This window comes from Mycobacterium sp. DHQP2018-32-09 (assembly GCF_058148405.1).
Map to the genome: position 1 here is coordinate 20,723 of NZ_JBYVYK010000031.1, position 14,290 is coordinate 35,012.

The 14,290-nt window shown below is 70.3% G+C and carries 12 protein-coding genes; all 12 read right to left on the reverse strand.

From position 1 onward, the window contains the following. Position 1 precedes the first annotated feature (1 nt). Genes AC30CM_RS16115 through AC30CM_RS16170 form a run of 12 tightly spaced genes read right to left on the reverse strand, consistent with a single transcriptional unit; the run spans position 2 to position 14,255 of the window. Positions 2-1,153: a glycosyltransferase gene (locus tag AC30CM_RS16115; RefSeq protein WP_490117903.1), complete on the reverse strand. Its 1,152-nt coding sequence runs from the start codon at positions 1,151-1,153 to the stop codon at positions 2-4. Next, the gene (locus AC30CM_RS16120) at positions 1,150-2,625 is read right to left on the reverse strand and encodes an O-antigen ligase family protein (protein WP_490117904.1); all 1,476 of its coding nucleotides are present in this window, start codon (positions 2,623-2,625) and stop codon (positions 1,150-1,152) included. The genes AC30CM_RS16115 and AC30CM_RS16120 overlap by 4 nt, the downstream gene beginning before the upstream one ends. Then, positions 2,622-4,028 (reverse strand): hypothetical protein, encoded by a 1,407-nt coding sequence (locus tag AC30CM_RS16125; protein ID WP_490117905.1) that lies wholly within the window; start codon positions 4,026-4,028, stop codon positions 2,622-2,624. The genes AC30CM_RS16120 and AC30CM_RS16125 overlap by 4 nt, the downstream gene beginning before the upstream one ends. Positions 4,029-4,076: 48 nt before the next feature. Beyond that, positions 4,077-5,465 carry a flavin monoamine oxidase family protein gene (locus AC30CM_RS16130; RefSeq protein ID WP_490117906.1) on the reverse strand — a complete coding sequence of 463 codons (1,389 nt, stop codon included), beginning with the start codon at positions 5,463-5,465 and terminating at the stop codon, positions 4,077-4,079. Next, on the reverse strand, positions 5,462-5,695 hold the full coding sequence (locus AC30CM_RS16135) for a phosphopantetheine-binding protein (RefSeq protein WP_490117907.1): 234 nt from the start codon (positions 5,693-5,695) through the stop codon (positions 5,462-5,464). Before AC30CM_RS16135 ends, AC30CM_RS16130 begins: the two co-directional genes overlap by 4 nt. After that, positions 5,692-7,254: an AMP-binding protein gene (locus AC30CM_RS16140; protein WP_490117908.1), complete on the reverse strand. Its 1,563-nt coding sequence runs from the start codon at positions 7,252-7,254 to the stop codon at positions 5,692-5,694. Before AC30CM_RS16140 ends, AC30CM_RS16135 begins: the two co-directional genes overlap by 4 nt. Beyond that, a complete protein-coding gene (locus tag AC30CM_RS16145; RefSeq protein WP_490117909.1) occupies positions 7,251-8,372 on the reverse strand; it encodes a GNAT family N-acetyltransferase in 1,122 nt (373 codons plus the stop codon). The genes AC30CM_RS16140 and AC30CM_RS16145 overlap by 4 nt, the downstream gene beginning before the upstream one ends. Next, a complete protein-coding gene (locus AC30CM_RS16150) occupies positions 8,357-9,256 on the reverse strand; it encodes a hypothetical protein (RefSeq protein WP_490117910.1) in 900 nt (299 codons plus the stop codon). The genes AC30CM_RS16145 and AC30CM_RS16150 overlap by 16 nt, the downstream gene beginning before the upstream one ends. After that, positions 9,253-10,737, reverse strand: coding sequence for a KamA family radical SAM protein (locus AC30CM_RS16155; RefSeq protein WP_490117911.1), 1,485 nt, complete (start codon positions 10,735-10,737; stop codon positions 9,253-9,255). Before AC30CM_RS16155 ends, AC30CM_RS16150 begins: the two co-directional genes overlap by 4 nt. 5 nt (positions 10,738-10,742) lie before the next feature. Further along, on the reverse strand, positions 10,743-11,729 hold the full coding sequence (locus AC30CM_RS16160; RefSeq protein ID WP_490117912.1) for an NAD-dependent epimerase/dehydratase family protein: 987 nt from the start codon (positions 11,727-11,729) through the stop codon (positions 10,743-10,745). Between the two features lie 55 nt (positions 11,730-11,784). Continuing rightward, the gene (locus AC30CM_RS16165) at positions 11,785-13,287 is read right to left on the reverse strand and encodes a sugar transferase (RefSeq protein WP_490117913.1); all 1,503 of its coding nucleotides are present in this window, start codon (positions 13,285-13,287) and stop codon (positions 11,785-11,787) included. Continuing rightward, the gene (locus AC30CM_RS16170) at positions 13,287-14,255 is read right to left on the reverse strand and encodes a UDP-glucuronic acid decarboxylase family protein (RefSeq protein ID WP_490117914.1); all 969 of its coding nucleotides are present in this window, start codon (positions 14,253-14,255) and stop codon (positions 13,287-13,289) included. Before AC30CM_RS16170 ends, AC30CM_RS16165 begins: the two co-directional genes overlap by 1 nt. Positions 14,256-14,290: the final 35 nt, after the last annotated feature.

Here is a 14,290-nt window from a genome sequence, read left to right on the forward strand (position 1 = left end):
CTCAACTCCGTCCGGCGGTGGCGTACCGCACGCCGGCGACGTCCTCGAAGGCCTGCTCGGCCAGCGTGACGCTGCGGTCCAGGCTGAACTCGTCTTCGACGCGGCGGCGGGCGGCCGCACCCATGCGCCGCGCGGTCACGGGGTCGCCGAGCACGTCCAGCAGTCGCGCCGCGAGCAGCCGGGGATCGCTGGGCGGCACCAGGTGGCCGGTACGACCCTCGTCGATCATCTCGGGAATGCCTCCCACGGCGGTGCAGACCGCGGGTCGACCGCACGCCATCGCCTCCAGCAGCGCGATCGAAAAGCACTCCACGGTAGTCGAACTCAACGTGAAGACGTCGACGGCGCCGAGCAGCCGCGCCACGTCCCGGCGGATCCCGGTGAAGTGCACGTTCGGCACGAGTCCCAGGTCGCGCGTGATGGCTTCCAGGTCGGTGCGGCACGCACCGTCGCCGACGACGAGGAACCTGGCCCGCGGTAGCCGGTCCACGACCAACCGGGCCGCGCGCAGCAACGTGGCGTGGTCCTTGATCGGACTCAACTCGGCGACGATCGCGACGGTGGGGTCGCCTGCGCACCAGCCGAACTCGCCGAGCACGTCGCGATCGCCCCGGGCGTCGAAGAGCGCCGGATCGACACCGTTGTGGATGATGCGGATCTTGTCGGCTCGATATCCGAGATCGTCGGTCAGATAGCGCCGTTGGGCCTCGGCGACACCGAAGTAGGCGCTCGTCCAGCCCGACAGCCGAGCGTCGACGAACCTCCGGACGTTGCCCCGCGGTGTCGGGTCCCCGATGTTGTGCACCCACATCACGGTGTGCGGCACACCGGCCGCACGCGCGGCCAGCCGCCCCAGCGTCTCTGCGCTGTAGCCCCGGACCACCACGACGTCGGGGCGTTCCCTCCGCATGATCGACGTCAGTTCGACCAGTGCGCGCCCGGCCTGCCGCTTGTCCCCCCGGTGCAGGGCGCGGGCCGGGATTCCGGTGGCGGTCAGGTCGGCGAACAGGCCGCCCTCCTCGCCGAGGCACACCACCGACGGTTGGAACCTCTGCGGGTCCATCCGTGGCAGCAGCGTGACCACGTGACGCTCCGCGCCGCCGACCATCAGATCGGGCACGACGAACGAGATCCGCAGTGGACGGCCGGTCATCGGGTTCCTCCCCCGGCTGCCGCGACCCGCCGGTCGGCCCATCCGACCGCCACGCCGACGATCAGGAAGATGATCGTGGTCGACGAGTCGAAGTACCGTAGATCCACGGTCATCCCGGCGCATACCAGGATGGCCACGGCCATGACGGCCAGCACCACCAGCGGCTGACCGCACAGCTCGTGCGCGTCCAACTGCCGATAGGCGTGCCACAGCCGATGGGCGATGAGCAGGAGGACCGCGAGCCAGGCAAGAAGCCCGATCAGACCCAACTCGGCCAGGATGGCCAACTCGTTCTGGTGAGACACCTCGCCCCAGCCCGCGCTCCAGTCCGTGGCGGGCGTCCACTGCTGGTGGAAGTACGAGTTCACGGCTTGGAAGCGTCCGATGCCCCAGCCGGCGAACGGCTTTCGCTCGAAGGCCCACATCGCGGTCTGGATGTCGTTGAGCCGGGACTCGACCTCGGCCTGCGAGCCCACCCCGCCGGCCTCCCGGTCGGAGCTCGTGAAGGTGGTCCAATTGGCCGCCACCAGGGCGGCCAACGCGGCGAGCACCGTGACGTACCACGCCCGCACGCCCTTGGCCAGCAACGCTCCGATGATCAGAACGGCGAGACCGCCGAGCCATGCGGCGCGCGTTCGGGTCTCGTACAGCCCGACGCCTGCGGCCACCCCGATGACGCAGGCGAGAATCCGCTGCCATCGCGCCTCGCTGCGCCGGCTGAGCACCAGCATGGCCGTCGCGAAACCGACCGCCAGGACCATGCCGTTGATGACGGGCTGGTTGAACAAGCCGACGGCGCGTCCCACCCACGCAGGCTTCTCCACCACGGCGGCGTAGCGCGGCCAGACGTAGGCGGACAGTCCCACGAAGGGCATGATGCTCACGGCCGCGGAGTACGCGGTGATCCCGAGGATGGTCCACAGCAGCGCGCGCACCGCGGACACGCGGTCGAAGACGTAGCGTCCAGCGACGAACATCGCGAACGGGATCACGATGCCGATGACGATCAGCCGCGGCACCGAGACGTCCTGGGCGAGAACCACGTCCGTCGCCGGATAGCGGTGGGCGGTCAGCATCGAATAGCCGTTCCAGGCCACGTACACGGCCATGGCCCAGCCGATGGGCCCGATACCGCGCAGCCGGACGTCCGTGCGGTCCAGCCAGAGCAGTGTCGCCACCGCGGCGCAGGCGAACACGGCCAGGAAGAGTTCGACGGGCAGCGTCACCATCGCCTTGACCGGTAGCCGCAGGAACATGGCAATCAACAGCAGGACGACGGACAGCACCGGGCTGGCCAGCGCGCAGAGGCCCAGGACGAGCGCGATCGCCCCGGCCAGGATCAGCGTTCCGGACAGCGACGGCAGCGTCACCAGCAACCCTGCGGCCACGAGTACGGTCAGTACGGCGGTCGGGCGGACCGTTCGCGACGGACGTACCGCGGCCGCGCCCCGCAGCGCAGACATGGTGGTCATCGGCGTCCGCCTGGGCTCTCGGCGTAATCGGTGCGGCGCTGCATGCTGGCGATCCACCCGGCCTTGGCCGGCTTGCGGCTGCAGACCAGGACCGCACCCAGCAGTGCGGCGCGGCCCTCGGTCAGGGCCGCCACCGCCGCCGTCACGCCCGTCGCGCGGGAGCGGTGCTTGTCCACCGCCAGCACGGTGACGTCGGCTGCGGCGCAGATCTGTTGTGCGTCCATGGCATCCGCCAGCGATGGCGCGGCGATCACGACGGTCTCCGCGCCCGCCCGCAGTTCGGTGATCACCGCGGCCACCCGATCCCGGCTGACGCGCAGGTGGCGGTCGGGGCTCGCCGTCCCCAGGGACATCACCCGCAGCGCGTCGAGGGGCCCTTCCTGCAGCGCCCGTTCGACCAGCCTGGGGTCGGTCAGTGCGTCGTTGAAGCCGGGTACCAGATCGGGGGATGCCGTGGTGGCGTCGGTGTAGACCAGCACCGTGTGAGTACCACGCTGCGCCGTCAGCGTCGCGATGGCCTCGGCCAGGTCCTGGGCCGCCCGCGCACCTCCGGCGTCGGCGACGGCGACCACGGTCGACGCCGGAACGTCCTGCAGCTCCACGAGATCGACGATTCTGCGCAGGCCGCGCTGCCGTTCCAGATCGTGGTGGGCCGACCCGCCCTCGGGCAGGTCGGCGAGCACGTCGACGCCCGTCTTGTCGGACAGGTCGGCGGGGGTGCGGACCCGAGTCGACCACGTCGCCAACCCGACGGCGGCCAGGACGCCGAACACCAGCCCGGCGCCGACCCGCAGGATCAGCTCGGTCATGACCTTGGACTTCACCTCGGTGACACCACCGCGCGGCTGCAGCTCCTGCACCTGGTCGGTGGTGTCGGCTCGCAACACGTCCAGCCGCTGTTGGATCACCGGGATCAGCGGATTCATCAGGGCTTCCGGACCCGGAGCGGCGAGCAGGCCGTCGAGCTGCCGCTGGGTGTCCTGGATCGACTTGGCGTTGCGGCGTTCCCGGACGCCGTTGATGTCGGTGGTGAACGCCTGTGCCATCTTCATCGCCGCGTCCTGGGCCACCGAGGGGTCCTTCGCGACGGCCTCGATGGTGAGGATCGGACTGGCACCGACCATCCGGGCCTCGTAGGTCGCGGGCGCGTCCAGGCCGTATTGGGACGTCAACCGGTCGATGGTGGCGGGATCGTTGAACACCGTGGCGTAGCCGGTGATCATCGACGCGTCCTCGAGCGGATTGCGGTTCGGCGACGACAGCACCAGCGTCGAGGTGGCCGCATACGTCGGCTGCGCCCGCAGCAGCGGGACGGCCGTGAGCGTCGCGAGCAGGCTCACCCCGACCACCACCCACCAGTAGCGCCGCACCTGCCGCAGTCTGCGGGTGACGTTCGGGTTCACGGTGCCTCCGGAGTTCTCGAATCGGTCTGGATCGGTTGGTGCGCCACGTCAACCCGCCCTGCCCGCGCCGATCGGCGCGCCTGCGGCGCAGGCGGAGAGCACTTCCCCGGCCGCGCGCCGCGCCGACCGGATGGCGCCCTCCATGAGCCCGAAGAACTCGAGACTGGTCTCGGTCCCAGCCCAGTGGACGCGGCCGTGCGGGGCGGTCAGGGTCGGCCCGAGTTCCAGCCAGTCACCGGGGCCGAAGAGCGCCGCGTAGCACCCCTTGCTGTACTCCTCGGCCAGCCAGTCGGTGACCCAGACCCGCGACGGCGCCGGCAGGTGCGGGAAGAGTCGGCGCGCGTGCGCCAGGGCGGTCGCGCGCTGCTCGTCGGCAGGCAGGGCGCTGAACGCGGTCGCGGCCGCGCCGGTCACGAATCCGGTGAGTACGCCCACGGATTCGTCTGCCGGGGAGTCGTCCACCGTCGACAGCAGCGGTCCGTGGCTACTCACCGACCAACCCGACAGGCCCTGCTCGCGCCACAGCGGACGGGCATGGGCCATGTGCACCTTGACCGCGCAGCCCCGCCCGGTCACCGCGGTGGCTCGCGGCGACGGCAGGACGGGATCGAAGGCGATGCGCTCCGCCAACAGTGGCGGGACGGCGACGACGACACGGTCCGCGGAGTGCCGGGTGACACTGCCGTCCACGGTCGACACCGAGTGCACGACGACGCCGGCGGCGTCCTGCTCGATCAGTCGGACCGGTCGACCCAGGTGCACGCGGTCTCCGAGCCGGTGCGCGAGTTCCTCGCACAGCAGGTGCGAACCGCCCTCGATCCGCCACTGCTGAGCTCCGCCCTCGAAGGCGTTGAGGTATCGGATGCCGCCGCCGGAGCGCAGGTAGACGGCCATGTGGAGGGCGGAGATCGCGGCCGGGTCGGCGGCCATCATCTCCCCGAGGAAGAGCGGGAAGAAGGTGTGCGCGTCGGGGTGGGTGACGTTCTCGGCCAGCCACTCCGACGCCGTCAGGTGATCCAGCCGCTCGGCGTCCCGGCTGAGCCACGGCGCGTCGGGCCGGATGCTCGCGACCAGGTCCTCGAGCGCGTCGAACAGCGCACCGAGGGCCACCGCGTCGAGCGGGGGGACCCGGCTCGGGGTGGTGGTGTGCTCGTCCGCGACGAGGAACGTGCTGTCCCCGGTCATCGTCGTCGCCGCCAGACCCAGGGCGCAATCCTGGATCAACGCCAGCAGGTCGGTGTGCCGTGCGCCGAGGTAGGCCGCTCCCCCGTCGGCGAAGACGCCGTCGGCCACGGGGACGCCGTGCATGCGGCCGCCCACCCGCTCGCGCGCCTCGAGCACCGTGACGTCCACGCCGGCGGCGACCAGTTCGACGGCGGCCGTCAGCCCGGCCAGCCCGGCCCCGATGACGACGACGCGCCCGCTTCCGGCGGTCATGATGCGGTGGCCGTGCTGGTGGACGTGGCCTTGGCGAACAAGCCGGCCGGCGTCGGGTCGTCGACGAACTCGTCGTATGCCAGTTCCCGGCCGAACTCCCTGGCGATGGCGCTGAGCACACGCGTGGCCAGCAGGGAGTCACCGCCGAGTTCGAAGAAGTCGGATTCGGCGGTGACCTCGGAGGTCTGCAGCACCCTGCTGAAGATCTCGACTATTGCGTCCGGGCTCATCGGTCTGCTCCTTTGTCGTGGTGTGCCGGTGTGTCGTGGTGTGCCGGTGCGTCGTGGTGTGCCTGTGTGTCGTGGTGGGTCCGCAGCGTGGCGCTGCGATCGACCTTGCCGCTGGCCGTGTAGGCCAGTGCGGGGACGAAACGTATTCGGGTGGGGACGAATTGGCGCGGTAGCCGGTCCGCGAGGTGACGTTTGAGGGCGGCTTCGGGTGGTGCGACGCCCGCCGCCACGACCAGTGCGGTGAGCACGGTGCGGCCGAGTCGGTGCTCGGCGACCACGACGGCGGCCGCCACCGCCGGGTGGCCGGTCAGCTGCGCCTCGACCTCGGCGGGATGTACGCGCACACCGGCGACCTTGATCTCCTGGTCGACGCGGCCCAGGGCGTGCAACAACCCGTGCTCGTCGCGCACGACGACGTCGCCGGTGCGAAACCATCGGGCGGGTTCCCCGTCGACGTCGGCCACCGGAAAGCGCGTCGCCGTGGCCTCCGGGGCACCGAGATACCCGCTGGCGAGCGAGGTTCCCGCGATCCACAGCTCACCGTCACCGCTGACGTGATCGCGAACGTGGGGCAACGACCTGCCCAGCGGCGCCCCGCCCGCCGCCACCGCAGGCTCGGTACCGGGACCGTGCAGCCGAACGGCGTGCGTGATCATCGTGGTCTCGGTGCAGCCGTACGTGTTGAGCAACACCACGTTCGCGGTGTCGAGGGCGCGCCACTGGTCCAGCCGGGTGGGGTCGACGCGCTCGCCGCCGATCACGACCAGGCGCACGCATTCCGGCAGGCCGGCCCGCTCCTCGTGCAGGTACAGCACCAGTTCGTGCCAGAAGGCCGTCGGCAGGTCCACGACCGTGATGCGTCGGTCGGCGAGCATGCGCACGAACCGGGGAAACGACCCGCATTGGGCCGCGTCGTCGAACACCAGTGCCGCTCCTGCGGTCAGCGTCGGCAGCATCTCCTCCAGACAGGTGTCCCAGCCCAGCGACGCGAATTGCAGCACCCGGTCCGTGCTGGTGAGACCGAACAGATCGCGCAGCGCGGCCACCGTGGCGGTCAGCGCGCCGCGGCTCACGACGACGGGCTTCGGCGCCCCCGTCGAGCCCGACGTGCACAGCACGTACGCGGGATCATCGACGTGGCCGAGATCCTCTGGCACGCCCTCGACTTCGCCGTGGACGTCCACGTCGCCGCGGTGGTCGTCGGCGGTCGCCATCCGTTCGAGGTCGAGCACCTCGGCCATGGCCAGTTTGCGCGCCGGGGGGACCGTGGCGTCGATGGGGCAGTACGCGGCACCGGCGCGCAGGATCCCGAGCAGGTGGACCACCGTGGCGGGCCGGTGCGAGACCACCACGCCCACCCTGGGGGTCGCGCCGCCGGCCGTCCGGTAGCGCGCGGCGGTCCGCTCGACGGCCGCGGCAAGCCGCGCGTAGTCGATGGTGCCGGTCTGGTCCTCGACGGCCGGTCGTTCCGCCCAGCGGCCGGCCGCCGCCAGGAAGTCGCCGACGACGTCGCCGGTGTGTCCGGGCGCCGTCGGCGTCACCGTGTCCTCGATCGTCACGAGTGCCTCGCTTCCGTCGCTTGTCCGGCGGCCCGCTCGAGGACCCGCTCGAGTCGGAAGCGCATGCGCGGCTTCTGCACGACCGTCCACGACAGCGTCTGCACGTCGTTGCCGAAGCTGCTCTTGAGCCGGTTCTGCCCTGCCATGAAGTCGTAGACGCGGGCGCCCTGTTGCCAGGCGTGCCGGATGGCCAGCGCGTGGGAGACCACTCCGGGGCGCTCCCCGGGCGACGGCTGCACGAACCCGCTCTGGTAGGCGTACACCCGGTCGCCGTAGACGAAGTTGTAGAGCACTCCGACGATCCGGTCACCGCTGGACACCCGCAGCAGTTGAATGGCACCCGAGGCGAACGCCCGCTCGATCAACCGTTCGTGGAAGCGTTCGAAGAAGGAATGGGTGAACGCGTGCCGCGCACCCCGGCGCAGCCACCATCGCACGTGCAGTTCCTTCAGCGTGCCGAAGTACGCCAGGGCCTCGCGCTCGGTGGTCGCCGCCTGCAGCCGCAACGGCTCGAGCTTGCGCACCGAACGCCGCAGCTGAGACCGGGCATTCTTGCTCAGGATGGCGGTCACGTCGCCGGCACTGCCCGTGAGCGCGTCCAACTCGACGGCGTAGGACGTCTCGCAGGCCTCCCTGCGACGCAGCCCGCGCTGCGCGAGCAGCGCGTCGGACGGCGGCCGCGCGATCCCGGACAGGCACAGTTCGTCGACGTCCTTGGCGGCGACGAACGCGTCGAGCAGCCCCTCCCAGCCCATCTCGGCGCCGGCCAACAGGCCGTTGTGCTCCACGTGGATGCTGTCGGCCGCCGGATCGCCCGTCGCGTTGAGGACCCACCGCCGCGCGGAGATCACGTGGTGCCGGTGGATCCGAGCGTCGCCGAGCAGCCCGAGCGCCACGGTGGCGCCCGCGGCGGTGCCGCGCACCAGGCCCGGCCGGGACTCGGCGGGCAGGACGTCGAGCAGGGTGCCGATCCAGTGCCACGATCCGAAGAACGACGGCGAGACCTCACGCTCCAGCAGCTGCCATTCCTGGGCGAGGCGATCCACCGAGTGGATGGGCTCGACTGCGAAGGCGACGCCGGGACGGACCACCGGCCCCGCCGCTACCACGGCACGCACGTCAGCTCGCTGTACAGATAGTCGATGTGTTCGGCTTCGAGCGTGCTGCTGCGAAACATCCTCGGCCAGTTGCGGATCGACACCGAGGCCAGTGGCGCCGCGCCGATGATCCGCAGCTCGGCCACGGTGGCCAGCAGCCGATGCCGCAGCAGCAGGTGAGCAGTGAACGTGCGCCACGTACGGCCGAACAGTTCGGGGTCGCTGACGTAGAGCAGCAGCGCGACGGGCCTGCCCCGGAACCGCGACTCCCGGTACATCACGTAGCAGGTCCGCTGCCCCCGGGCGAGCACCACGTGGCGCGCGGCGAGTGCCCCCGCATGGTCGCGGTAGATCCGCAGGGCGGTGCCCGCCAGCGTCGTCTCGAGGTCGGCGGGTGCGCAGCTCACCCGAGTCCGGCCGAGTCCTCGCGCGCCGAAGGCACTGGGCCACGGCAGGTTCGGGATGAGCGCGGCGGTCGTGTCGATGGGCCGAAATCCCGACCACGCCAGGATCTCCTGCGGACCCACGTCCGCCGTCAGGACGGTGAAGTGGTAGTCGTCCTGGGCCAGCAACGCCTTCAGCAGAGACAGGCTGCGCGACCGGTACTCCGGCCGTACGCACCACGAACCCATGTTGCAGAACTTCTCCACCCGGCCCGCCACCATCCGGGTCGAGTAGAGGGCCAACAGCGCCCCCACGACGCGATCGCCGTCGCGCAGCTGGAAGCCGTAGTTGGGCCACTGGCCCTGCCACGGCACCGATGCGCACGTCTCGCGCCAGGCGACGCCGTCGTTGAGGTTGGCACGCAGGAAGTCGGCGACGTCGTCGAGATCGTCGGCGGTGATGGGCGCCAGTTCGGCCGTCGAGCGCGTCGTGGCACCCCGGCCGAGCCCGAGGTCGGTCATCGAATGCCCGCCTCTGGGGCGACCAGCACGATCGACTCCTCGGCGTCGGCCACCGTCGATGCGTCCGTTTCACGGTTGTCCCGCCACCACGCCTGGCCGGCCGCGGGCAGCCCGCCGATCGGGTCGTAGAAGGGGTACATCCGGGCCGACGCGTCGACGTCGGCATGGTCGAGCCCGGTGCGATAGTTCTTGGTCCAGTACGAGATTCCGAGGTCACGGTCGTACTGGGCCACCTGGTGCACCCAGCGCTTGCCGACGTAGGGCACGTCGCACACGATGCGCGGGGTGGCGTACCCCGGCAGGTAGCCCATGATCGAGACCTGCAGCTGCTGCGCCTCCCACAGCGGCGTCCGCCAGTGCTCCGAATGCGGGATCATGTCGCACATGTAGAAGTAGTAGGGCAGGATGTTGGCCTCTCCCTGCAGGGCCAGGCACAGGTCCAGTAGGTCGTCGGCGGTCGCGTTGACGCCGCGCATGAGCACCCCCTGGTTGCGCACGTCCCGCAGTCCCGCGTCGAGCAGCGCCCGTGCCGCGGCAGCGACCAGCGGCGTCACCGACTGGACGTGGTTGACGTGGGTGTGCACTGCCAGGTTCACCCCGCGCGCCGCCGCCGTCGTGGCGATGCGGTGCACGCCGTCGAGCACGGCGGGCTGCAGCCAGTGCTGCGGCAGACCGGCCAATGCCTTGGTGGCGAGTCGGATGTCGCGCACCGTGTCGATCTCGAGCAGCTGGGTGACGAATGCCTCGAGCCTGGGCCACGGGACGTTCGCGACGTCGCCACCGGAGACCACGACGTCGCGCACGGTGGGCGTGGCGCGCAGGTACTGCAGCATCCGGTCCTGGCGATCCGCCGGCCGCAGCGACAGTCGCGTCTTGCCGACCGTCGGCGTCGAGTTGCCGATCAAGTCCATGCGCGTGCAGTGCCCGCAGTACTGGGGGCACGTGGCCACCATCTCCGCGAGCACCTTCGTGGGGTACCTGTGGGTCAACCCCTCGCTGACCCACATGTCGCTCTCGTGCAGCGAATCCCGTTGTGCGTAAGGGTGTGACGACCATTCGACGTCACGATCGCTGAAGACCGGCAGCATGTATCGACGGATCGGATCGGCGTAGAACGCGTCGGTGACACTGCGGGGGTCCGCGGCGCAGTGCGGCGCCATGGTGTTCAGCATCTGCGGGGGCACCAGCATCGACATGGTGGCACGCAGCCGTTGGTCGGCCGCCAGGTCGTCGTAGAAGCGATCGGCGAGCAACCCGCCGACCACCGCGCGCAGCTGTGTGATGTTCTTGACGGTGTGTGCCCGCTGCCACTGCGCGTCGCGCCACTGTGCTGCGGTGACGGATGCCCATCCGGGAAAGCGTCGCCAGTCCGGTTCCACGAGCGGGGTTCGGACGTAGGAGTAGGGCTGTTCGGTCGCGGCGGTGAAGCCCGTGCCGCAGTCGGGGCTGCCGGCGCCGTTGGTCGTGGATGCGTTCGTCATCGTGATCACGCGTCGATCAGCAGTGCGGGCTCGGGGTCCAGGGTGGCGCGCAGCCACTGCACCGTGCGGCCGACTCCGGTCTCGACGTCCACGACCGGTCGCCAGCCGAGTTCGCGTTCGGCCAAGCCGGCATCGAGGGCGATGGCGCGCAGCTCCCCGGTGCGGGCCGCCGCGTGGATCGGCTCCGACGTGATTCCCAGCGCCTGGCACATCAGGCGGTGCACGTCGGTCACCGAGGTCTGCCGACCCGTACCGACGTTGTAGGTACCGACGGTCGTCAACGGTGCGTGCCCGGCTCGGACGAAGGCGTCGACGACGTCGTCGACGTAGACGTAGTCGCGCATGGCCGTGCCGTCGCCGAACACCGTCACGGGCAGGCCCTTGATCATCCGGCTGCCGAAGATCGCCATGACGCCGGCCTCGCCGTGCGGATTCTGCCGTGGCCCGTAGACGTTGGCCAGTCCGAGACAGATGGGGGCGATCCCGAACATCTCGGCGTATGCCCGCACGTACAGCTCTCCGGCCACCTTCGCCGCGGCGTACGGCGACAGCGGGTTCAGTGGCGCCGTCTCGTCGACGGGTAGGGCGTCCGGGGCGCCGTACCGGGAACCGCCGGACGCCGCGTACACGAACCGGCGCACCCCCGCCCACCGACTCGCCTCGAGGAGGTTGATGGTGCCGAGCACGTTGCTGCGCGCGTCGAACAGCGGATCGGAGACCGATGCCCGCAGATCGACCTGCGCGGCGAGGTGAAAGACGGTGTCCGGGTTGGTGCCTGCGACCACGCCGGCCAACTCGGGCGCCTGGACGTCGACGTGCAGGAACGTGAAGCGTCCCGGGCTCGACTGGTTGAATCGCCGGGCCGCGTCGAGGTTGGCCGCCACGCCCGTGCTGAGATTGTCGACGCCGACGACGGTGTGACCTTCTCGCAACAGTCGGTCGACGAGAGTGGATCCGATGAAACCGGCTGCGCCGGTGACGAGAACTCGCATGATGGTGACTTCCTGATCGAGCGAATGAGGCTGTGGGGTGGTCTCTTCCGGCTGCTCAATAGGCCCCACTGGGCGCCAGGACCGACCGCACGGTCTTGGTGATGATCACGATGTCCGCGGCCATCGACCAGTTGTCGACGTAGGACAGATCGAGCCGGATGGAGTCCTCCCAGGACAGGTCGGAGCGACCGCTGACCTGCCACAGACCGGTGATCCCGGGCTTGACGAGCAGACGTCGATGGGCATCGAGATCGTCGGTGTCACGCACCGTGAACAGCGGCCGCGGACCCACCACGCTCATCTCGCGCCGTAGGACGTTGATGAACTGGGGCAACTCGTCGATGCTGAACCGCCGCAGGATGCGACCGACGGGGGTGACGCGCGGGTCGTCGCGCATCTTGAACAGGTTGCCGTCGCACTCGTTGCTGTCCATCAGGTCCACCAGCAGCTTGTCGGCGTCCTGCACCATGGTGCGGAGCTTGAGCATGCGGAACGTGCAGCCGTTGAACCCGATTCGTTCGGAGGCGTAGAACACCGGACCCTTGCTGGTGGCCTTGACGAGCACCGCCGCGGTGACCAGCACCGGCAGCGTCACGGTCAACGCGGCGAGCGCGAAGCAGAAGTCGAAGACCCGCTTCTGCAGTCTCTCGGCTCCCCGGTACTGCGGCTTGTCGATGTGCAGCAGGGGGAACCCGGCGATGGGCAGCATGGTCACGCGCGAGGCGGCCACGTCCGTGACCCCCGGGGAGACCACCAGTTCCACGCCGAGCGGTTCGAGTTCCCACATCAGCCGTCGCAGTTCGCGTACGCCCAGATGGCCGGCGCCCACGACCGCGACGGTGTCGGCTCCGCAGTGGGTGACGATCGTGGTGAGGTCGTCTCCGTGACACCCGACCACCGGGATGGCGACTCCCCTGCGGGAATGCAGGTCGGTACCCACCGCCACACCAGCGGCCCCCGGAACGCACGCCCCCGTGATGCGGAAGCCGTCCTCGGGGCGGCGGGACAATTCGTCGGCGAGGTCGATCACGGCGTCGACGTTGCCGACCGCGAGCACGGCGGTCTGATACTTGCCCTCGCGGCGCCCGCGGGCGACCCAGCGGCGGGCGAGCCAGCGGTTGGCCACCAGCCCCAGCACGCCTGTCGGCAGCGCCACGGCCAGGTATCCGCGGGCGATGTCGAGCTTGAACAGCAATTCGGCCATGGCGATCGCGCCGAAGGTCCACAGCGTGGCCTCCACGGCCCGCCGGTACTCTTCGGTGCCGCGACCCATGATCCGGCTGCAGCGCGCGCGGAAGCCTGCCAGGCTCACCAGCCAGATGACGACGATGAGCGCCGAGGCCAGCGTGGCGTGCTGATGCCCTTCCTCCCCGGGCACCAGGGGCGGGTTGCCGAAGCGCACGGACTGCGCCACGATCACGGCGCCACAGATCACCAGCGCGTCGGCCCAGCGCAGCACCGTCGCGTAGCGCCGCTGCCACCGCTGCCGGTCGAGCGCGACCGCGGGCGTCGGCTGCGGCGTCGTGGCCGGCGCACCCTTGGGCAGTACCGAGGTCATCACGCACCCACTTCCTGCAGGGATTCCCGAAGGGCAGCTGCGTGCCATTCGATGGTCTTGGCGATGCCGTCGCGCGCGGTGATCACCGGACTCCAGCCCAGGCGTTCGCGCGCCACCGTGACGTCGGGGCGTCGGCGCGTCGGATCGTCCTGGGGCAGGGGGCGGTACTCGACGGGCGACGACGACCCGGTCAGTTCCCTTACCAGGTCGGCGATCTCCCCCACCGTGAGTTCCTCGGGATTGCCGAGGTTCACCGGGCCCGGCTCGGTGGAGTCGAGCATCGCCACCAGGCCACGCACCAGATCCCCGACGTAGCAGAGGCTTCGGGTCTGGCTTCCGTCACCGAAGACGGTCAGCGGCTGGTGGCGCAGCGCCTGATCGATGAAGCTCGAGACGACGCGGCCGTCGTCGGAACGCAGCCGCGGCCCGTAGGTGTTGAAGATCCGGACGATCCCGGTGTTGGCGCCGTGGGCCGTCCGGTACGCGGTGGTCAGCGCCTCCGCGTAGCGCTTGGCCTCGTCGTAGACGCTCCTGGGGCCGACGGGATTGACGTTGCCCCAATAGCTCTCGGGCTGCGGATGCGTCAGCGGCTCACCGTACACCTCGCTGGTGGAGGCCAGGACGAATCGGGCCGAGTTCGCGAGCGCGAACTCCAGCGCGTTCCGGGTGCCCTCCGCTCCGGTGCGGAGCGTGAAGACGGGGTGTCGCAGATAGGCCACGGGCGACGCGGGGCTCGCGAGGTGCAGCACCCCGTCGAAACGGTCCGAACGGCCGCCCGGGATCGAGATCGGCTCCAGGACGGTCGCCTCGACGAACTCGAACCCCGGCGCACCGAGGAGGTGTGCGACGTTGCTGCGCCGCCCGCTGGACAGGTCGTCGAGGCACACCACGGTGTCGCCACGCCCGATCAAGAGGTCGCAGAGGTGCGAGCCGAGGAATCCGGCTCCGCCGGTGACGAGAATCCTCACGAGTGTTCCCCCTTGTGCCGATGGATGGTGTGGTG

Bases quoted from the DNA above. Each gene is read 5' to 3' on its own strand.
- AC30CM_RS16165 (WP_490117913.1), bottom strand. From the start codon at position 13,287: ATGACCTCGGTACTGCCCAAGGGTGCGCCGGCCACGACGCCGCAGCCG.
- AC30CM_RS16115 (WP_490117903.1), bottom strand. From the start codon at position 1,153: ATGACCGGCCGTCCACTGCGGATCTCGTTCGTCGTGCCCGATCTGATG.
- AC30CM_RS16150 (WP_490117910.1), bottom strand. From the start codon at position 9,256: ATGACCGACCTCGGGCTCGGCCGGGGTGCCACGACGCGCTCGACGGCC.
- AC30CM_RS16160 (WP_490117912.1), bottom strand. From the start codon at position 11,729: ATGCGAGTTCTCGTCACCGGCGCAGCCGGTTTCATCGGATCCACTCTC.
- AC30CM_RS16155 (WP_490117911.1), bottom strand. From the start codon at position 10,737: ATGACGAACGCATCCACGACCAACGGCGCCGGCAGCCCCGACTGCGGC.
- AC30CM_RS16135 (WP_490117907.1), bottom strand. From the start codon at position 5,695: ATGAGCCCGGACGCAATAGTCGAGATCTTCAGCAGGGTGCTGCAGACC.
- AC30CM_RS16120 (WP_490117904.1), bottom strand. From the start codon at position 2,625: ATGACCACCATGTCTGCGCTGCGGGGCGCGGCCGCGGTACGTCCGTCG.
- AC30CM_RS16130 (WP_490117906.1), bottom strand. From the start codon at position 5,465: ATGACCGCCGGAAGCGGGCGCGTCGTCGTCATCGGGGCCGGGCTGGCC.